Here is a 21,368-nt window from a genome sequence, read left to right as displayed (position 1 = left end):
CACAACCGCCGAGCACGCACACCGATTATCGTTGTTTTCAATTCTAATGCACGGACGACCAAAAAACTCGCTCCGCACACAAAATTTTGACAATATATTTCGTACTCATCCTCGTTGCCCAATGGTTCCTTGCACCTCGAGAAAGGTCAAAACCACTCTGATGCTTGAAAATCAGGCAAGCAGAATATCAGCCGATGTGGGCTCGAGATAGTATCGTGCCGTATCCAGCACCACGTCCCGGCATGCGGCGACCTGCTGTTCGACAGTCAAACCCATGGTGTCCAACTCATGCTGGGAGATGACAGGCAGGCTGACGAACCCGGAAAGCACACGCGGACGCAAAGCCGTCCAGTTCATGAGATGGTAGAACAGCGTATTGCACACAAACGTACCAGCATCCGAGCTCAGCGCCGAAGCAATACCATGCTCGCCAAAATCGTGGAGTATGGAGCGCAACGGCAGGCGCGTCCACAAAGCGGCTGGACCACTGGCATCGATAGGTTGCCGGTCAGCGGAGCGGTCGCGCACCTCGGCGAGGTCAGACGAGAAGGAAGCAGCACCCGCCTGAACCACATCCACCATATTGGTGGCGCACCGCTCGAGCAGAATGCCACGGGCGCCGCGTTTGAGGCCAGTCGCCACCACAATGTCCGGGTGCACCTCGTCCAGCGTGCGCTTTAGCTCGGGCCATGCCCGCTCAAAACTCACCGGCAGCAACACCGAGGTAAGCGCGAAATCAACGCCATGCAGCACATCGTCACCCTCATCGGCGCTGACTCCTTGTTCAGCCAGCCGCTCAATGACAATGCGTGACGGATTGTCCTCAACGCCCTCGTAGGGGTCAAATCCCGAAATCACCACGTTGATTCGCGTCATGTTTTATCCTTCCCTCATGATGAGTGCCAGCATACGGCCCTCATGAGGTTTGTGAGCCAACGCCGCCCGACGGTGCGAGTACCACAACGGGTTTTCCACAGTGCACATACCCTCGCGGATAGACTGCACCCGTTTGTGCAAACTGGCATCACCCTCACCATCCGTGGCACACAGCCCTTCCAGTTCCGGATCTTCTGCCAAATATTGCGTGGCGGCAGCTACACGAGGCAGCGAGGAAACCACATTGTCGGCAGGCACGCCGGCTTGACGCAACTCCTGCAACGCCGCAGCCGAAATATTGATACCCGGCCCACCAAAACGAGTCAGGCTGAACGTACCAGGGAACTGCGCATCGAACTCGTCGGCAATCTCATCGCCCACCTCATAGCAATCGGCACAGATGCTCGGGCCGAGTGTGACCACGATGCGCTCCGGGCTGGCACCCTTGGTTTCCATGAGTTCTACCGTGTGCCGCAGCACACCAGCCTGTAAGCCACGACGCCCGCAATGCGCGGCGGCGATGACGCCCGTTTGCGGATCCGCCAACAGCACCGGCAAGCAGTCCGCAGCAAACATGCCCAATGCCACACCACTGCGAGAACTCACCTGTGCATCGGCATCAACTCTCAAACTCAGAACACCACCCTCAGCCATTGTGCCAATGGTATCGATGCCAAGCTCGTCTACGTCAACCGCCTCACCGGAATGCACTTGGTTCACCAAAGAGATCGGCATGCCAAGCGCCTGAGACAAAGCCTCACGATTCCGGGTCACCGCAACGGCATCATCACCGACTTTGCCACCGAGATTGCATGAGGCCCAATCACCCTCACTGACTCCCCCAAGCCTGGTCGTATACACCGCTGTGATGCCGGGCGCCAAGGCGATCGGAATGGTAACAGGGATGGGATTGCCGGCTTTATCCACCGGGCTGATGGCGTTGCTGTCCATGATCGCCTCGTCGAACTCGCGCCCGTCTGCCGCGTTGTCACCTGCATGTACTGTTTGCGTCATATCGCTCATGCACCCAACTTCGCCATTTCGTCCCGGCTCAACTCCAGGTCACCGGCATGGAGGCTGTCAAGAATCGTCTCGGGGCGGTGCGCGCCAGGAATGACGAACATGTGGTCACCGAGCGCAAGCTCCCATGCCAACACCACCTGCTGGTAGCTCACACCATGGGCTTCGCCAACCTCGCGGAACACATCATATTTGCTCTCATCCTTGGCCTTACGGTAGCCACCCAACGGACTCCACGCCACAAATGCAATACCCTTGCCGGCCGTGTAATCCAACGTATCGCGAGTGTCTTGGAAGGAAGGTGAGAACTGGTTCTGCACCGCCACCAAACGTTCACCCAAAATGCCCCGAGCAATATCAATCTGCTCGACGGAAGCATTGGATATGCCCGCCTGCTTGGCCGCGCCTTCATCGACCAGCTGATTGATGGCTTCGATGGACTCGTTGTACGGAACCGAGGGGTCGGGACGGTGGAAGTACAGCAGATCGATGGCGTCGACACCGAGCGCCAGAGCCGACTGCTTCGCATGTTCAATCAAACGCTCAGGGCGACCATCGACCTTCCAAATGGGGGTTCCGGCCTCATCAAACGTGCGATAATGCCCGACTTTGGTGGCTATGGTGACTTCACCGCGCGGACCGTCCCACGTCTCCATAGCACGACGCACCAGCTTCTCGCCGGTCTGCTCCTCACCACCAGAACAGTAGTACGCCCATGCAGTATCAATATGACGGCACCCGGCGTCAAGCGCTGCGTGAATCGTTTCAATGCCTTTAGCCTCACCAAGATTGTTCTCGATGGTCAGCGGCATCTCTCCCAAGCCAATGGCTGTGGTATCTACCGTTCCCAGATTTCTGTGCATCACCATGATGTCCCATCCGTTTCTTCATCCGCACGCGACAGGTGCCGCGATAATCCTGATTCCAGCGTAGAAAGCGCACTGGATTTTCGTTCCACATCAACACATTGCTTGCTGGGCATTCATTGTCATTGTCCCCAAGTAAGCGCGAGGTCAACAAACGTTGCTGTCCAAGCAACTCGTGGGAAAGAAGAGCGGCACGGTGGGAACGAGGCACAGCGCAACGGAAAAGCCGCGCAGTGCAGCGGAAACGAGGCGCAGCACAGCGGCGTGTCAAATCGGCGTCTATTCGTCCACATTGATTGATGTTTACTCACGATATGGCGGCAACCGCGTAACGCAAACGTCACTTGCCGAGCGTGACTCCAGGGACGATGCGACGCCACTGCCCAACGCAACAAAACCGTCGCCCGCAGCCCGTCAGAGACGGAAATAACGCAATATCATTACCCAACGCAACAAAAACGTCACTGGCAGCACGTCAGAGACGGAAATGATGCGACGCTACTGTCTCACGCAACAAAAACGTCACTCACAGACCATCAACGACGAAAGCAACGCAATATCATTACCCAACGCAACTAAACCGTCACTGACGGCTCATCAACGACGGGAACGACGCGATACCGCCATCCAACGCAACAGAAACGTCGCTGACAGCCCGTCAGAGACGGAAACGACGCGATGACGCCGTCTCACGCAAAAACGTCATTCAAAGATATCAACGACGGGGAACGACGCAATATCATTACCCAACGCAACTAAAACGTCACCTACAGCCCGTCAGAGACGGAAATAATGCGACGCCACCCTCTCACGCAACAAAAACGTCGCTCAGAAGATATCATCAACGGAAACGATGCACACGCAAAACCTGCCGCAACAAAACCGTCACCGACAAGCTCTCAACGACCGAAACTATGCAATAACCACTACCTAACGCAACAAAAACGTCGCTTGCAGCCCATCAGAGACGGAAATGATGCGACGTCGCCGTCTCGCGCAACAGAAACGTCACTCACAACTCAGCAACGACTGAAGCGACGTAAGTCGACCATCCAACGCTATGAGCACCAAAGCCAGCCGACACAAATCAGTGAGCACAAGACCAGTCAATACAAGACCGGTAAGCACGAAGTCAGTCAATGCAAGATCAGTGCGCACAAAGTCAGTAAACGCAGAACCAGACATACAAGACCAGCAACGTAGGGTTGTCTGCACAAGGTCAGTAACGCGAAACTAGCCAGCGCAAAATTAGTCAAGACAAAGTCAGTGCACACAAGATTAGTTAACGCATGGTCAGTCAACACAAGGTTGTCAACACAAGGCCAGTGCGCACAAGGTCAGTGACGCGAAACCAGACATACAAGACCAGCAACGTAGGGTTGTCTGCACAAGGCCGTCTGCACAAGATTGTCAACATGAGGCAAGTCAACACAAGGTCATCTGCATGAACACGAACAGGGGGCAGCGTGGGCTGCACCCCTGTTGTTATATATCTGCCGTCATCTCGGCGCCAGACGAATTACTCACTGGAGTAGTTGCTGCGACGCGTTCACTCTCCGTAACTCCTCCATCTGCAATCTGCTTGATGCCGCGTCAAGGTGACACAGTTGGAGGTGACAGGCCACTCAAGGTGGCATGGCAGGGAGGTGACACGGCTGGAGAAGATGACATGGCTGACACGCCTGTAGGCGTGTCAGCGCAACATGTCAGTCCTCGTACGGATCGAAGTCGCGCACCACACGGCGGCGAGGACGCTCGGAGCGTTCCGTGCGCTCGGCGCGGTACTCATCATAGTGATCATCAGATGCGTAGCGCGGATTGCGATCGTCACGACGACCACGGTAGCCGCCACGTCCACCATCACGACGGCCACCGCCACGACGATCGGAATAACGACCTTCACTGCGGCGAGGACGATCATCAAAATCACGATCATCACGGCTTGCGCGATCATCACGGTCACGGCGGCGGGAATCGCGGCGACGGTCATCACGCTCACCACGATCATCCTGGTCATCACGACGACGGCGAGGACGATCATCAAAATCACGATCATCGCGATCGTCACGGTCATCACGACGACGCTCTTCATAACCATGGCCACGCTCGCGGTCGTGATATCCACGCCCGCCTTCACGTCCACCTTCGCGGCGTCCACCACGACGATCGTCACGGTCATCACGACGACGCTCATTGCGCAAATCCTGCTGCTCTTCGAAGCCGGGAATCGCCAAAGAAATCTTGCCGCGCTCGTCGATGCTCTGCACCACGACCTCAACCTGATCGCCTTCGGACAGCACGTCCTCGACCGCATCGATACGCTCGCCATCGGTGAGGTTACGGATCTGAGTGATGTGCAACAGGCCATCGGTGCCCGGGGTCAGGTTGACGAACGCGCCGAAGCTCGTGGTCTTGACTACCTTGCCGCTGAACGTCTCACCGACTTCCGGCACATGCGGGTTGGCGATGGCGTCGATGGTGGCCTTGGCGTCTTCGGCACCAGTGCCGCCCTCGGAGGAGATGTAGACAGTGCCGTCGTCCTCGATGGTGACCGAGGCACCGGTGTCCTCCTGAATCTGGTTGATCATCTTGCCCTTGGGTCCGATGACTTCGCCAATCTTGTCCACCGGGACGGAGGTGGTGATGATGTGCGGAGCGTTCTCACTCAGCTCAGCCGGAGCGTCAATGCAATCCTCAAGCACGTCGAGGATGGTGGTACGAGCTTCCTTGGCCTGCTGCAGCGCAGATGCCAGCACGTCGGCAGGAATGCCATCGAGCTTGGTGTCGAGCTGAAGCGCGGTGATGAACTCGGAGGTGCCGGCGACCTTAAAGTCCATGTCGCCGAACGCGTCCTCGGCGCCCAAAATGTCGGTGAGTGTCTTGTAGACATGCTCTCCATCCACATCTCCGGACACCAAGCCCATAGCAATGCCCGCCACAGGAGCCTTGAGCGGCACGCCTGCGGACAGCAGAGACAGCGTGGAGGCGCAGACCGAACCCATGGAAGTGGAACCGTTTGAACCAATGGCCTCAGAGACCTGACGAATGGCGTACGGGAAGTCCTCACGGCTTGGCAGCACCGGAGTCAGAGCCTTCTCAGCCAACGCACCGTGGCCAATCTCGCGACGCTTGGGGGAACCGACACGTCCGGTCTCACCAGTCGAATACGGCGGCATCTCGTAGTTGTGCATGTAACGCTTGGTGGCCGGCCCGGAGATGGCGTCGATGGTCTGCTCCATCTTGAGCATGCCGAGCGTGGTAACGCCGAGAATCTGAGTCTCACCACGCTGGAAGAGCGCAGAACCGTGGACGCGAGGCACTACACCGACCTCTGCGGAAAGCGTACGAATGTCGCTCAGGCCGCGGCCATCGATACGGAAGTCCTCGGTGAGGATGCGACGGCGAACAATCTGGCGCTGCAGTTCCTTGAACGCATTGCCCAGTTCCTTGTCCTTCTCTGCCTCGTCCATCTCGGTGAACTCGTTGGCCAGTTTGGTACGGACGCCTTCTTTGATCTCGTGGATGCGATCCTGTCGGGGCAGCTTCTCGGCGATGGAGAGCGCCTCATTGAGATCGGCGTGCGCGATCTGGTCGATGCGGTTGTACAGATCCTCGGTGTACTCCGGGAAGAGCTGGAACTCGCGAGTCTTCTTCGCAGCCTGCTCCTTGAGCTCGTTCTGCGCCTCGCAAATAGCCTTGATGAAGGGCTTGGCAGCCTCGAGACCACCGGCCACAACTTCCTCGTCCGGCTTGGTCTGACCCTCATCATAGATGAGCGTCCAAGCGTTCTTGCCGGCACCGGCCTCAATCATGGCGATAGCCACGTCGCCGTTGTCAATGACACGACCAGCCACCACGATCTCGAAGACAGCGCGCTCACGCTCACTCCAGCGCGGGAAGGCGACCCACTGGTCGTCGATAAGCGCCAGGCGCACACCAGAGACCGGGCCGTCGAACGGCAGTCCGGAAATCATAGTGGAAGCGGAGGCCGCGTTCAGGGCAATCATGTCGTAGGTATCTTCCGGGTTGCAGGACAACACGGTCTCAACAACCTGCACCTCGTTGCGCAGCGTGTGCGGGAACAGCGGACGCAGCGGACGATCGATGATGCGGCATGCCAAGATGGCCTCGGACGAGGGGCGGCCTTCACGACGGAAGAACGACCCGGGAATCTTGCCCGCAGCGTACATCTTCTCTTCCACATCAACCGTGAGGGGGAAGAAATCGTAGTTTTCCTTCGGGCTGGAGCCGGCGGTGGTGGTGGACAGCACCATCGAATCATCGTCCAGGTAGGCAGCCACGGCGCCGTCAGCCTGCTGGGCCAAGCGACCCGTCTCAAAGCGCAGCGTGCGCTTGCCGAATGTTCCATTGTCAATAACGGCTTCTACAGCCTTAATCTCGGGACCCTCCACGGGCTCCTCCTTTGTTTGTTCCTTGTATCCTACAGACTTCAAAATGTCCATTGCAGCGAACCGACCGCGGCACCTGCCGCATATGCAAACGTCGCTCCGTATGCCGTTCTTCACTTCTCAGCTTCAGTTACCTGTACACATTCAGTTATAGCCCCGGCTCTCACCTTGGAGCCGAACGATTCCAGCGTGCGAACCGCTTCCCTACCGATGCAAAACGCCCGAGCACAAGGGCTCGGGCGCATATCAGCTATCGACGCAGACCAAGACGCTCGATAAGCGAGCGGTAGCGGTTGATGTCAACGCGCTTCAAGTAGTCCAGCAGACGACGACGATCGCCCACCATGAGCAGCAGACCACGACGAGAGTGGTGATCGTGCTGATGCGTCTTCAAGTGCTCGGTCAAATCCGCGATGCGCTTGGTGAGCAGCGCAACCTGAACCTCGGGGGAACCGGTGTCACCTTCGTGCGTCGCATATTCGGAAATAATGTTCTGCTTCTCTTCAGCCGTAAGTGCCACGGCATCCTCCTTTGTTGCTGCGCGGTGCCCCTGGCCTGATGCCAGAAGCGCTCTGATTCCGCGGGCGAAATCACGCCAGACCACTCATACTAGCGAAAGGCATAGAGAAACGTCAGCACAATTCGCAACAGTCTAAACACCGTCAGCACGAGCCGACTTCACGCCGAAATCCTTGAACATCCGCATCCAAGAACCAGAAATCCAGAAACCTAAGAATCAGCCCACTGAAGGAATACCGGTAAACAGCACAATAAGCAGTGCCACAGCCTCAAGCACAAAGAACAAGATAAACGAGGCCCAGCTGCGCGTCAACACGTTAAGCGGAGAATCTTTGCGGATTGCAACCAGCAGCCCCACAAACAGGACGGCATAAACCGCTATAGCCGCGAGCGCGGCGATGACCCCAAGGTTAACGGCATTGGGTAATAAAGCCGCGTCACCGTAGACCACGCGCGTGGAATACCAGAAGTTGAATTTCAACAGCGATACCCCGCTCACCAGCTGCACTGCGGCCAACGCCACGGCGAAGAGAATGCGCCACACCCACGTGTGCGACTCCACGATGGCCAATGCCAGGCAGGCGAACGCCACCACCGTAACCGTCCAGGACATCAGCGCCATACCCTGTGCCGAGAACGGACTCATCAAGCGCAGCACGCCTGCGGTATGGTTCACCGCAAGATTACGCCCCAACCAGTAGGGCACCACAATGGCAAGCAATACCATCACCACGTACACAGCCCACGCCCAAGGATTAGCGCGACGGCGTTGAATATCAGCCCACGAGAGATCGGTCTCAGGAATGGTGGCCACGGGATGTTTGGAGACCGGAACCGCTGCCACCTTGCCGTGCACAATCTCCACGACCTGATTGGCGTTGCGCGGGTCGTCCTTCTGGATTGCCTCACCTGCGGTCTCGTCCGTTGCCTTTGCCATCATTCACCTCACTTTGTCCCCCTACCCTAACGCGCGGCAGAGTCACCGGGCCAGGCAGGAGCAGAGACCGGCACAACTATGGAACGATCAGTGTTCCAAAACCGTGCAGGCACACCGGAATACACAAGGGCACCCACCGCAGTCGGCAGGCACCCTCAGCCACATTCCGGAACGTCAGCGCTCCAGCCGGGTCAACGTATCTGGCGTAGTGAACCAGATGAGTTCGTGCTGGCCATCGGCAAAACTCGAGGGGAACTCGGGGTTGTTGCGTTTGCCGAACACCCCGGCTGTGGCGGCCGCTTTGCCCTCACCTTTGGTCATCATCCATGTGGCATACGAACGAGCCATGAAGGGTGCGGTGAGCGAGACACGCAGCGGTGGCATTTTCGGGGAATGCGAGACACCGACCGCCAGACGATCGGTAACGTTGATTTCATCGTGCCCGGGAAACAGCGAACCAAAATGGCCGTCGGGACCCATGCCAAGAACTAGCACATCAAGCGGCTTGATCGTTGCCAATGCCTGGGCAGCATCCTGGGGGGAAAGCTCCACCTGGGCAGCCGGGGTGGGGTCGTCAAGACCATCGTCCACAGCATCGACAGCGCCATGAGAAGCCAGGAAATCCCCACCAAGTTGAGCAATCAATTCCCGCTCATATGCCGCAGCCGCAGCAGCCAGCAGACGATCGTTTTCTTCGTCACTGGCAGCAGCCACCTGCGCTGCGGTACGGGTGTCGGCAGCCATCTCGTGGATATTTTCTTCCGGCAGCAGACCGCGTTCCACCAATGAATCGAGGAACGCATGACGCGCCTGCAGGCAGTTACGGTCATCGCTATCGGGAGCAGAGAACCGGTCGTCGCCCCACCAGAAGTGCACGTGACTCCAGTCAATGGACTCCACCAAGGGATTCCTAGCCATGCATTGCAGCGAAAGGAGAGAATCGGAACCACCGGTCAGACCCACGTCAAAACGCTTGCGCGTCAAGACTTCGGCGGTGCCGGCACCACTCCCTGCCCGCTCGCTGGTACCTTCCAATATGGCCAGCAGCGTGCGCTGAGCCACCGCCTCGGCGACGGTGCTCGCATCCCGGTACACCATCAGGGTACGTTCGCTCATAATCGTTCCTCTCGTTTACACTCAAGCCGCAACGGCCCAACATCAGCAGCTCAGCGCTTCAGATCGCGCTTCACCACTTCGGCATAGATCTCGTCCGGGTCGATGCGGCGCAGTTCCTCGCTCATGCAGTCCTCCAACGTGCGCAACGGCATCGCGACCGGCTGCGGGTTCTGCCCCGGCTGGCTGATAACCGCCTCGCTTTGGCTATGGCGTTCCAGGGAAATCACACCGTCTTCGCGCGTCAGATATACGCCGGTGACAGCAGTGGCATCCGCACTGGTCTCAACCTCAACCGGAACATTCAAGCTCTGCTCGAGCCAAGTTGCCAGCATCGGTACCGGCAGGTAATCCGACTGCCCAGTCACTTTGACAGCCGTGACTGGCAGATGCGGGGGCTGGTCAATCATGGTGGCCAGCATGGCACGCCAAATGGTCAGACGCGTCCAAGACAAGTCAATGTCATTCGGCCCCCAGTTGCGTTGCAGCTGAGCAAACGTCACATCGGTATCGTCTGCACGTAGCGCATCGGTGATGCGCGTGGCTGACATGGCACCGAGCGGGTCCTCAGACGGATTGGCCGGCGGATTAGTCGGCCACCACGTAACAATGGGAATATCGGGCACGAGCAGCGGGATGACCAGCGTATCGGCATGATTAATCAGCCCACGGCGCGGGCGCAGGATAATAACCTCACCAGCACCGGCATCAGCGCCGAAACGCACTTCGGCATCTAAATCGGTAGCCTGGCTCTCTGTGCTATCTGCAACGCTGTCGGCTTCTGCAGAAGCGTCGGGAACGATGGCGATGACGCGGCAGGGGTGTTCTCGACTCACTGCATTGGCCACTTCGAGCGCCTGTTCGAGGTCAGACTGGGCCGTGGAAATAAGCAGGGTGAGCACGCGGTCGTTGGCGGCCTCACCGCGCTCGGCGTGCAGTTCGTCGATTTTGCGGGCGATGGCGCCGGTGTTGGTGTTCGGCATTGTGATAATCATGGCATCCTCCAATGGCGGCCGTCGCGCGCCAGCATATCATCGGCTTCCTTCGGCCCCCAAGTGCCGGCCCGGTAAGGCTGCGGCTGATCGAGCGTCGCCCAGTACTGCTCGATCGGGTCCAGAATCTTCCAGCTCAAGTTCACCTCGTCGGTGGTGGGGAACAGCGGCGGGTCGCCGAGCAGTACGTCAAGAATCAGGCGCTCGTAAGCTTCAGGAGAATTCTCGGTGAAAGAACGGCCGTAGCTGAAGTCCATGGAAACGTCACGCACTTCCATGCTGGCAGCGCCTGGTTCCTTGGCTCCGAAACGAATGGTGACACCCTCGTTGGGCTGCACACGGATAACGATGGCGTTGTTGCCGAGCTCGCGCACGGAAGTCTGCTCGAACGGCAGATGCGGAGCGCGCTTGAAGACCACGGCGATCTCGGTGACGCGCTTACCCAAACGCTTGCCGGTACGCAGGTAGAACGGTACGCCGGCCCAGCGGCGGGTGTCCACATCGAGCCTGATGGCAGCGTAAGTCTCGGTAATGCTCTTGGGATCGATGCCCTTTTCGTCCAGGTATCCAGGCACTTCCAGAGAGCCCTGCCAACCGGCAGAGTACTGGCCGCGAGCAGTGTGCGCACCCAGATCCTTGGGCAGACGAACAGCGGAAAGCACCTTCTTCTTCTCCGCGGTCAAGTCGCTGGCCGAGAAGCTCACCGGCTCCTCCATAGCAGTGAGAGCCATCAGCTGCAACAGGTGGTTCTGAATGACGTCACGAGCGGCGCCGATGCCGTCGTAATAGCCCGCACGACCGCCGATGCCGATGTCCTCGGCCATGGTGATCTGCACATGATCCACGTAGTTGGAGTTCCAGATGGGCTCATACATGGAGTTGGCGAAGCGAAGCGCCAACAGGTTCTGCACGGTTTCCTTGCCCAGGTAGTGGTCGATACGGAAGACGGAACTGGGGTCGAAGACCTCGGAGACCACACGGTCGAGTTCCTTGGCGCTTTCCAAATCGTGGCCGAACGGCTTCTCGATGATGACCCTGCGCCAGGCATCTTCGCTGGACTTGGCCAGACCGGAATCAGCCAGCTGCTTGGAGACCTTGGGGAAGGCGCTAGGCGGAACGGACATGTAGAAGGCGTGGTTGCCACGCGTGCCGCGGTCGCGATCGAGTTCCTTCACCGTCTGGCTCAACCGTTCGAAAGCCTCGGCATCGTCAAACGTGCCCTGCACGAAGCGGATGCCCTTGGCCAAGTTCACCCACGTTGACTCGCGGAAAGGTGTGCGGCAGCGCTCTTTGACGGCGTCCTTCACAAATTCAGCGAATTCCTCGTTGCTCCAGTCGCGACGCCCGAAACCGGTGAGGCCGAAACTCGAGGAGAGCAGGCCGCGATTGGCGAGATCGTAGATGGCGGGGAGCAGCTTCTTGCGCGCCAAGTCACCAGTGACGCCAAAAATCACCACACTGCAGGGGCCGGCGATGCGCGGTAGGCGCAGGTCGCGAGGGTCTCGCAAGGGGTTTACCCAAGATTGTTCAGTCATGGTCTCCAGTTTAGCGTCTTACGGGCCGCAAGGTATCGCTTTGGGCGATATACGATACGGTGTTATCACGCTCACATCACGTATGCGGCATACATTGCCGCGCGGTACGTACGATTTCATTGAACGGACAGAACCTATAACGGTATGAGATTCGACCTCCGCATCCAAACAAACGGCGGCGGCGACCCCAGCAATAGAGGTCACCGCCACCACAGTTGCCTGCACCGCTACGCGCCTACGCGCGCAACCGTACAGCCATATCTCCTACGCCGTCCGCATTGGACGAACCGACTCACGCCCGTGCTTCAACAGACGCGTCAGCCTCGGCCTTGCCGGCCTTTTCAGCCTTGTGAGCATTGAGCAGGCCGACGAGCACGAAGAGCACCAGACCGATAATCAGGAAGATGCACATCGGTCCGGTTCCGGTGTTCCAGAAACCGTCACCCTCGAAGTTAATGGCGCGGTAGCCATCACCGATGAAGTGGTGAGGCACCCACGGGTAGAGCCACTTGTGCCAGAATTCAGGCAACATCTCGGGCGGGAACATGGCCGAGCTGACACCGCAGAACATGATGAGCATGGCCGAGAACTGGCCGAGCATCGGCGTGATGTTGCCCAAGGAGAGCACGATCGACATGACGGCGAAGCTGGAGAGCCAGAAGAACGGGATGGCCGCGGCATTCATCCAATTGCCGGTCAGCACGCGCTGAATAAGCTCCATGACGAGCGCGACAATGAAGGACAGTACCACGATGTTGCGCAGCTGCACCAGCATCTTCTTCCAGCTCGCCCCCTTCGAGAAGACCTTCTTGCGCGAGAACACGGTGGCGGTGAGCATGCCGCCGAGCATGGAGAAGACATAGACGGGGATGATGATGGCGTTCTGGCCAATCATCGCGGCGTTGAAACCACTGCCTTTGATAGGGCTGCCGGTGTTGATGGTCTTGACGTTCGCGGTGATGCCGGACTGCTGCATGGCCTGCGGCAGCGCGGACTGGATGATCGTGGCAGCCATCGGACTCTTGCCGTTGTCCACAGTCACATCGACCGAAGGGCCAGCAGCCTGCTGCTTGGCGCCCTGCTGAGACTGCGCCGCAGCGCTCGATGCACCCTGGGTCTGGGCTTGTGCCTGTGCCTGCTTGGCTGCGATTGTCTTGGCCGAGAAATCCTTGGGGATGCTCAGCACAGCGTAATAGCTGTGATCGGCAATCGCCTTATCTGCCGCAGCCTTGCCGTCGAGCTTGCTCCACACCATCGCAGCATGTGCCTGCTTACCGCTCGCAATGAGCTTTTCAGACATCTGCTCACCGGCGTTCAGCTTGCCTTGCGGGGTCTGCGCACCGGCGTCATAGGAGACCACCGCCACGGGCAGCCCCTCGATTTTCATGTGCATCATCGGGTAGAACATCAACGTCATGCCGAAGGCCATGAACAGGATGAAAATCAGCGGCATCAGTCCGCCGATAAGGGAGCCCTTGCCCCCTGATTTACGTTTGGTATCCGTTATGTTCGCTGTTTGCGACACGTTGCCTCTCTTATAATTTACTGATCAATGTATTGCACTGCCGAGCAGAGATTTACAGGCTTTGCGCCAACTGCTCTTTTCGCAAGAGGACACGATATTTGACTCGCGCAGAGGCAACAATTGACGAAACGCCACAAAAAGTCATACACTGGATTTTGTTCATCACAGAATCATTGAAATATCAACGATTTTTAACGAAAGGTAATCTGTGTCGCATTCCGCCAAGCGAGTATCTACCGCTCAGCCCAGCGTGGAAATCGCGCTCGAGGATGCCTTCTGGACGCTGCTGGCGGACAAACCATATGCAGACATAAAACTGCAGGATGTGCTTGCGCAGGCAGGTGTGAGCAAAACCTCGTTCTATCATTATTTCGACAATCTGCAGAACTTGGCAGACGCATCGATCGCACACGTCATCGACCAGATTAAAACGTTGGCGCTGACACAAGAATTCATTGATGACAGCGATGGCACACCGCGCCTCAAATTCGAGAAAGCCATAGAACACCCAGGTATGCAACACCAACTCAACCGTATCAATCTGTTGGCGAGTTCACACAGCACCATGCGCCTAGCAACCGCATTACGCACATTTCTTCGCATTACTCTGATGACCATGCTCGGCATCAGTTTTGAAGATGACGACACTGAAACACACACCACCATCGAATTTGTGTTGGGCGGCCTGTTGTCGCTCATCCGCCGCAATGTGGACGAGCCGGCCACCATGTCGTTCGCCACCATGGCACCCACCATCAATGCCGTTTTCGACCGATTGCAGCAGAGCCGGCAACATGACGGGCATCTGCGCGGTTTTTGGAACGAACCCTACTGCGATTAACCGCGAGAAACCCACACGTATCCATAGAAACAATGTGGGGTCGGACACGCCACATTGTGCGTGTCCGACCCCATTTTTATTGCCACACTCCCTTACCGGGAGTTACTACAGCAGTCAGCTCATCTTGATTTCTTTACGTCCTTCTTCCGCCCACAGGGTGTGGAAGGCGCCAGGCTCGTCCACACGTCCGTAAGTGTGTGCGCCGAACAGGTCGCGCTGGCCCTGAATCAGGGCCGCAGGCAGACGGGAGGAACGCAGACCGTCGTAGTAGGACAGCGAGCTGGAGAAGGCAGGAACCGGGATGCCGTACTCGGCAGCGCGGGCCACCACACGGCGCCAGGAAGCTTGAGCCTCTTCCACGGCCTTCTTGAAGTAAGGAGCGAAGAGCAGGGACACCTTGGCGTCGCCGGACTCGAATGCGTCGGAGACCACGTTGAGGAACTGTGCACGAATAATGCAGCCACCGCGCCAGATGCGCGCCACAGCAGCCAGATCGATGTTCCAACCGTATTCCTTGGCACCGGCGTTGATCTCATCGAAGCCCTGGGCATAGGCCACGATCTTCGACGCGTACAGTGCGTGACGGATGTCCTCGATGAACGCATCGCGCTCGGAATCGGGGATACGCAGGTCACCGGTCGGACCGGTCAGTTCTTGCTTCTGAGCCTCTTCACGCTGCTCGGACTGGCCGGAAAGACCACGGGCGAACACGGCCTCAGCAATGCCGGTAACCGGAGTGGCCAGCGTCAGAGCGGTCTGCACGGTCCAAGTACCAGTGCCCTTCATGCCGGCCTGATCAACGATGACGTCAACGAGCGGCTTGCCAGTCTTGGCATCCTTCTGGTGCAGCACCTGCTCGGTGATCTCGATGAGGTAGGAGTTCAGTTCGGTCTCGTTCCACTTGGCGAACACGTCGCCGATCTCGTCGGGGTTGAGTCCAAGGCCGCGACGCATCAAGTCGTAGCTTTCGGCAATGAGCTGCATATCCGCGTATTCGATGCCGTTGTGCACCATCTTGACGAAGTGACCCGCACCGTTCTCGCCGATGTGAGTGACGCAGGGTTCACCCTCGGCCTGTGCGGCGATGGAACGCAGAATGGGTCCCAAGGTCTCCCAGGACTCATCGGTGCCGCCGGGCATCATCGAGGGGCCGTTGAGAGCGCCCTCTTCACCACCGGAAACACCGCAGCCCACAAAGTGCAGCCCGCGAGCGCGGATGTCCTTTTCACGGCGGATGGTGTCCTTGAAGTAGGCGTTGCCACCGTCGACGATGATATCGCCCGGTTCCATCGCATCCGCCAGCTCGTTGATGACCGCATCGGTGGGGCCGCCGGCCTTCACCATGATGATGGCGGTGCGGGGACGCTTGAGAGAACCGACGAACTCCGCCACCGTCTTGGCGGGCACGAAGTCGCCTTCGGTGCCATGCTCGTTGATGAGGGTCTCGGTGCGGTCGTAGTGACGGTTGTAGAGCGCCACAGTGTTGCCGTGATGCGCCAGGTTACGCGCCAGGTTCGAGCCCATAGCCGCCAATCCCACAACACCGATGTTTGCCTTTGCTTCTGCCATTGTTTGCCTTTCGTTAAGTCTTACTGTCTCCTAGCTTACTGCCACCAAACGAAGTAGGGTCTTACCTTCCAGCGAAACGTGGCCTAGGACACAGCGACAAGCAATCATTCAGACAGCCCTGCGCATGTCCCGGCTACAGCAACGTCACCCATCAGTCTGGTTACAGCCCGCAAGCCAACTGCATGTTATTGCAGGAACAAATCCTTAAGACCATCCACTTCGCTCTGCGCCATGCCATGCTGCAGGCAGTACTCTTCAACGGTGCCATACGCCTCATGAAGTTCGCCCAGCAGGCCGCGCATCAGCTCGGGCGGGGAAGCCAGCACCGCGGTCTGGGCGGCATCCACCTCTGCGGCACCGGACTCATCCTGCGCCAGGCCTCCCATCACCGTCTTCTTGAACGCCTCACCCAGATTGGCACCGGAACGTGCGTAGCAGGACACCACCATGTCGTCACTCACGCCGAGCAGGCTCATCAGCACACCGGAAGTGATACCGGTGCGGTCCTTGCCCGCCGTGCAATGGATGAGCATGGGGCGACCATTCTCTTCAAGCAGCCTCTTGAGAATGCTGACGATTTCCTCACCGGATTTGAATGCAATGTCGTGATACATCGCTTCCATACTGATGTCCCCCACCGCACGCTGTGCAGTGGCAGGGTCGCTGGACTGCAGGGCATCCGCATCAAGCGCTTCGGTATCGCGTTTAATCAGCGGAATATTCTCCACAGTGATGTCTTCGGGCAACTCGTAAGGCCACAGTTTCACCTCGGCCGGGTCACGCAGGTCAACCACTTCCTTGACCCCAAGCGCACGCAGATCCTCAAGTCCGTTATCGCCCAGGAAATTCAGCCCTGCGGAACGAAAGAACAGACCACTACGCACGGTGTGACCGTCGGTGGTGGGGTACCCTCCTATACCTCGGGCATTGGGGACATCGCCAAGCGCAACGCCTCGCCCGTCGCCTTCAGGCATGTAGTCCAAGTAATCATCTTTAGTATTCTCGCTCATGGACACCCCTTACATAAATTCATATATTCCATCATCCAGCGTCGGCAGCCATGGAGCGAATCCAGACGCGCACGATGCCGTGACAGCTGATATTTAGGTAGCCTACCCTGCACCCACAACCCTTTGGGCGGACACGCGCTTTTCCATGAAAATCATCAGAACATCTCAGCAAACCCTCATATTATGCGATTCTTCGCCTCCACATGCGCCGCTTATGGACATTCGCCGCCAATATGTCCATCATCGGCCGTGCGCACTGTCCACAAGTGACAGCATTCTAAGATGTATAAAATTTATCTGTGACGCACAACACTGTTACTGGGTCACATACGCATAGACGAACAGCAGGAGAACATGGGGACCAACGGTGCGCACGAAGATTCACACGCAACGCCCCATACCGCCAAAGCGGACAGCCACACAAACGATCCACGCCACGCCATCACCAACAGCGATACAACGCTGAACTGGCTCGACGAGAGCGAAAACAGGCAACCGCACAGCATTACCACGTCGGACTTCACCGGCATCGGTGACGATGACGACGGTAACTTCATCATCAAAGATACGCGCGCCAGAAGGCGTAGGCGCGAACATAAACGCGGCCACGCAAACCACAGCGCTCATCCCATACGTCGGCGCCTCTTCCACACCATCATCGCGATAATACTGATTCTGGCGATGCTCGCCATAGGGCTCTACGCTTTCGACGTATTCTCCGTTCGGCAAGCCGCCGACAAGCGCGCGCAGGAAGCCAATCCCAACAGTTCCAGCAACATCACCATGCGACCGGCACCGACCCCCTCCGGCAGCACCTTCTCCGACGTCGCCGTAGGGACTTACCACGCCGTCGCGCTCACCGGTGACGGCAAGGCCTGGAGTTGGGGACTCAATCTCAAGGGCGAGCTGGGCAACGGCACCACGCAAGATACCACCACACCAGTCAAAGCCGATGCCCCCAGCGGCATCACCTTCACCCAAATCAGCACCGGGAACTGGCACACCCTCGCGCTCGACTCCGACGGCCACATCTGGGCTTGGGGACTGAACAATGCCGGACAACTCGGCGACGGCACCACCACTGACCGGCACAAGCCGGTACGGGTTAAAACCCCCTCCTCATTGACCTTCACCCAAATCAGCGCCTCATACAAACAATCGTTGGCGCTTGACAGCAACGGCAACGCTTGGGGATGGGGATACAACGGAGAGGGCGAACTGGGCAACGGCACCATCACCAACTCCTTGCGCCCCCAACAAGTCACCATGCCCGCACACGGCAAATTCACACAAATCAGGGCGGGCCTTTACCACACGCTCGCCTTGAACGACACCGGAGACATCTACGCGTGGGGATACAACAGCGACGGCGAACTGGGCAACGATGGCACTGCAGACTCCACCGTGCCGTTCAAAGTACGCACACAGGAACAAACCATTTTCATGCAGGTCGACGCCGGAGGCATGCACTCGTTGGCACTTGACAGCAAGGGGCAAGTTTGGAGCTGGGGATATAACGACTTTGGCCAACTTGGCGACGGCACCACTTCCATCGAAATCAGCCCCACCAAAGTGCACATGCCCGCAAACACCGTGTTCAGTGAAGTACACGCCGGCACCAACAACTCATTCGCACTGAGCCGAGACGGGGCCGCGTGGTCGTGGGGCAAGAACAATGCGGGAGCACTCGGGGACGGCAGCGGCAAAAACCAAGACAGCCCAGTGCAAGTACGTATGCCCAGCCACTCCGCATTCAGCGACATGGCCGCTGGAGACACCTATGCTCTGGCCATAGACCAGAACGGCACCACATGGTCTTGGGGCACCTTGCAGCAGCAGGGTTCCAACGGTTGGAATCAGACGCGAAGCGGCGCGAGATAAACATCACACAACCTCTATACGTGCGTCTACACTAGGATCATGGCCCAGATATTTGATGCACCCTCGAAAGCGCAGCTGCGCAAGCAGATCGCCGAGCATATCGCCGAGACGGAAAAACCCGCCAAACGTGAGGGGGTGCCCGAAGAGCAACCCTTGCCCAAAGACCGCTTCTTCGACCGCGAACTCAGCTGGCTCAAATTTAACCAGCGCGTGCTGGAACTTGCCGAAGACCCGGATCAACCGCTGCTGGAACGCGCCAATTTCGCCGCCATCTTCGCCTCGAACCTCGACGAATACTTCATGGTGCGCGTAGCCGGTCTGAAACGCCGCATCGACTCGGGCATCGCCGTCACCTCAGCATCAGGCCTGAGCCCACGCCAGCAGCTACGCACCATCAGCGAGCGCGCGCACGAACTTCAGGACGAGCACGCCGATCAGGTCATCAATCATCTGCTGCCGGAACTCGCCGACGAACACATCGTGCTGTTGAGTTGGGACAAGCTCTCCAACGCCGAGCAGGAGCGCCTTTCCAAGTATTACCGCCAGCAGGTGTTCCCTGTGCTCACCCCTTTGGCCGTGGATCCGGCACACCCGTTCCCGTACATCTCCGGCGGTTCCATCAACTTGGCAGTGCTCGTCGAGAACCCGGCAAGCGGCAAGACACACTTTGCGCGAGTCAAGATTCCCGACAATCTGAACCGCCTGGTGCCCGTCGACGATCTGACCGACGAGGAGAGCCGCGAAGAGCGTTACGGCTTCATCACCATGGAGAACCTCATCATCTCCCATCTGGAGTCGCTCTTCCCCGGCATGACCATCAAGGAGGCACGTTCCTTCCGCGTGACACGTAACGAAGACATCGACGTGGAGGAAGACGATGCCGAAAACCTGCTGAATGCCATGGAGAAGGAGCTGTTGCGCCGCCGGTTCGGACCGCCGATTCGCCTCGAACTCTCCGATCAGACCAGCCCGATGCTCTCGCAACTGCTGGCCAGCAGGCTGCGCGTGAGCGAGGACGAGGTGTACCGTGTGCCGGCACCGCTCGACGCCACGGTCTTGTTCGAGCTGCAGAGTCTGGACCGGCCGGATTTGAAGAACAAACCGTTCATCCCCATCACCAACCGCCAGATAGCCACGGTGGAGTCGAGCCGACAGCAGGACATTTTCGCCGCCATCCGCGAGCGCGATATTCTGCTTCATCACCCATACGATTCATTCTCCACCTCAGTACAGGCCTTCCTTACCCAAGCTGCGGCCGATCCGCGCGTGCTGGCCATCAAACAGACGCTCTACCGCACATCGGCCGACTCGCCCATCATCGACGCTCTGATTGACGCAGCACAGGCAGGCAAGCAGGTGCTGGCATTGGTGGAAATCAAGGCTCGGTTCGACGAGGACGCCAACATCGCGTGGGCACGCAAGCTCGAACGTGCGGGCGTACACGTGGTGTACGGCATCGTAGGACTCAAGACGCACTGCAAACTCTCGCTTGTAGTGAGACAAGACGCCGATGGGCTGCGCCGCTACTGCCACGTGGGTACCGGTAACTACAACCCGAAGACTGCACGGCTCTACACCGATTTGGGGTTGCTGACCTGCGACCCGGTGGTCGGCCAAGATGTGGCCAAACTGTTCAACCAGCTTTCCGGTTACGCGCCCAAGTCCAGCTTCCACCGCCTGCTGGTAGCACCGCGTACCGCTCGCAGCGGCCTTATCAAGCGCATCCGGCGAGAGGAAGACGCAGCTCGCGCCGGCCATGAGGCCTGGATCAAAATCAAGGTGAATTCGGTAGTGGATGAACAGACCATCGATGCCTTGTACCGCGCCAGCCAAGCCGGGGTGAAAATCGACATTGTGGAACGCGGCATCTGCGCGCTCAAACCCGGGGTGCCAGGGCTGAGCGAAACCATTCGCGTACGTTCCATTCTGGGCCGGTTCCTTGAGCACAGCCGCATTTACGCGTTTGCCAACACGGTGGGCCCGCAGATCGGTGAGGGACCGACCCAAGGCCCCGAGGTGTGGATCGGTTCAGCAGACCTGATGCACCGCAACCTCGACCGCCGAGTGGAGACGCTGGTGCGTATCAACGATCCGGATGAGGTCGAAGCGCTCGTCAACTATGTTGACCTGCAGATGGCCGACACCACTGCCTCCTGGCACATGCAGCCCGACGGCACATACGTGCGCCACGCTCGCAGTGAGGACGGCAAGCCACTGATCGATTGTCAAGAGTTTCTCATCAAAGCACATCAGCACAGCTGACGTACCACTCCAG

15 protein-coding genes are annotated in these 21,368 nt (G+C 58.3%); 3 read left to right on the top strand and 12 right to left on the bottom strand.

What is annotated here, in order from left to right; translation table 11 throughout:
* Window positions 1-171: 171 nt before the first annotated feature.
* The 10 genes from AC3B5A_RS05440 to AC3B5A_RS05395 all read right to left on the bottom strand — a co-directional run bounded on the left by AC3B5A_RS05440 (window position 172) and on the right by AC3B5A_RS05395 (window position 13,792).
* Entirely contained in the window at window positions 172-876 is a 705-nt protein-coding gene (locus AC3B5A_RS05440) for a pyroglutamyl-peptidase I (protein WP_489799453.1), read from the bottom strand.
* Between the two features lie 3 nt (window positions 877-879).
* A complete protein-coding gene (locus tag AC3B5A_RS05435) occupies window positions 880-1,899 on the bottom strand; it encodes a purine nucleoside phosphorylase YfiH/LACC1 family protein (protein ID WP_489799451.1) in 1,020 nt (339 codons plus the stop codon).
* Complete coding sequence (locus tag AC3B5A_RS05430; protein ID WP_489799449.1) at window positions 1,896-2,765, bottom strand: aldo/keto reductase; 870 nt, start codon at window positions 2,763-2,765, stop codon at window positions 1,896-1,898. Before AC3B5A_RS05430 ends, AC3B5A_RS05435 begins: the two co-directional genes overlap by 4 nt.
* Window positions 2,766-4,468: 1,703 nt before the next feature.
* Window positions 4,469-7,174, bottom strand: a complete 2,706-nt coding sequence (locus AC3B5A_RS05425) for a polyribonucleotide nucleotidyltransferase (protein ID WP_489799447.1) — start codon at window positions 7,172-7,174, stop codon at window positions 4,469-4,471.
* Between the two features lie 247 nt (window positions 7,175-7,421).
* Window positions 7,422-7,691 carry a 30S ribosomal protein S15 gene (gene rpsO, locus AC3B5A_RS05420; protein WP_489799445.1) on the bottom strand — a complete coding sequence of 90 codons (270 nt, stop codon included), beginning with the start codon at window positions 7,689-7,691 and terminating at the stop codon, window positions 7,422-7,424.
* Between the two features lie 216 nt (window positions 7,692-7,907).
* Window positions 7,908-8,627, bottom strand: coding sequence for a hypothetical protein (locus AC3B5A_RS05415; protein WP_489799443.1), 720 nt, complete (start codon window positions 8,625-8,627; stop codon window positions 7,908-7,910).
* A gap of 174 nt (window positions 8,628-8,801) precedes the next feature.
* Window positions 8,802-9,743: a 6-phosphogluconolactonase gene (locus tag AC3B5A_RS05410; protein ID WP_489760929.1), complete on the bottom strand. Its 942-nt coding sequence runs from the start codon at window positions 9,741-9,743 to the stop codon at window positions 8,802-8,804.
* Between the two features lie 50 nt (window positions 9,744-9,793).
* On the bottom strand, window positions 9,794-10,735 hold the full coding sequence (locus AC3B5A_RS05405) for a glucose-6-phosphate dehydrogenase assembly protein OpcA (protein WP_489760928.1): 942 nt from the start codon (window positions 10,733-10,735) through the stop codon (window positions 9,794-9,796).
* On the bottom strand, window positions 10,732-12,267 hold the full coding sequence (gene zwf, locus AC3B5A_RS05400) for a glucose-6-phosphate dehydrogenase (RefSeq protein ID WP_489760927.1): 1,536 nt from the start codon (window positions 12,265-12,267) through the stop codon (window positions 10,732-10,734). The genes AC3B5A_RS05405 and zwf overlap by 4 nt, the downstream gene beginning before the upstream one ends.
* 292 nt (window positions 12,268-12,559) lie before the next feature.
* On the bottom strand, window positions 12,560-13,792 hold the full coding sequence (locus AC3B5A_RS05395) for an ABC transporter permease (protein WP_489799441.1): 1,233 nt from the start codon (window positions 13,790-13,792) through the stop codon (window positions 12,560-12,562).
* A 208-nt stretch (window positions 13,793-14,000) separates the two neighbouring features.
* Here AC3B5A_RS05395 and AC3B5A_RS05390 point away from each other — a divergent pair, with 208 nt between their 5' ends.
* Window positions 14,001-14,633, top strand: coding sequence for a TetR/AcrR family transcriptional regulator (locus AC3B5A_RS05390; protein WP_489760925.1), 633 nt, complete (start codon window positions 14,001-14,003; stop codon window positions 14,631-14,633).
* Between the two features lie 114 nt (window positions 14,634-14,747).
* Here AC3B5A_RS05390 and gndA read toward each other — a convergent pair whose 3' ends face one another.
* Window positions 14,748-16,202 (bottom strand): NADP-dependent phosphogluconate dehydrogenase, encoded by a 1,455-nt coding sequence (gndA, locus tag AC3B5A_RS05385; protein ID WP_489760924.1) that lies wholly within the window; start codon window positions 16,200-16,202, stop codon window positions 14,748-14,750.
* 185 nt (window positions 16,203-16,387) lie between these two features.
* Window positions 16,388-17,212 (bottom strand): tyrosine-protein phosphatase, encoded by an 825-nt coding sequence (locus tag AC3B5A_RS05380; RefSeq protein ID WP_489760923.1) that lies wholly within the window; start codon window positions 17,210-17,212, stop codon window positions 16,388-16,390.
* A gap of 354 nt (window positions 17,213-17,566) precedes the next feature.
* On the opposite strand from AC3B5A_RS05380, the gene AC3B5A_RS05375 reads away from it, so the two are divergent.
* Window positions 17,567-19,093, top strand: coding sequence for an RCC1 domain-containing protein (locus tag AC3B5A_RS05375; protein WP_489799439.1), 1,527 nt, complete (start codon window positions 17,567-17,569; stop codon window positions 19,091-19,093).
* Window positions 19,094-19,132: 39 nt separating this feature from the next.
* Window positions 19,133-21,355, top strand: coding sequence for an RNA degradosome polyphosphate kinase (locus AC3B5A_RS05370; protein WP_489760921.1), 2,223 nt, complete (start codon window positions 19,133-19,135; stop codon window positions 21,353-21,355).
* The last annotated feature ends 13 nt before the right edge of the window (window positions 21,356-21,368 follow it).

It is taken from the genome of Bifidobacterium sp. ESL1133, from assembly GCF_058107325.1.
The sequence above is the reverse complement of the archived record's forward strand: the minus strand, read 5'-3'. Positions and strand labels throughout refer to the sequence as shown.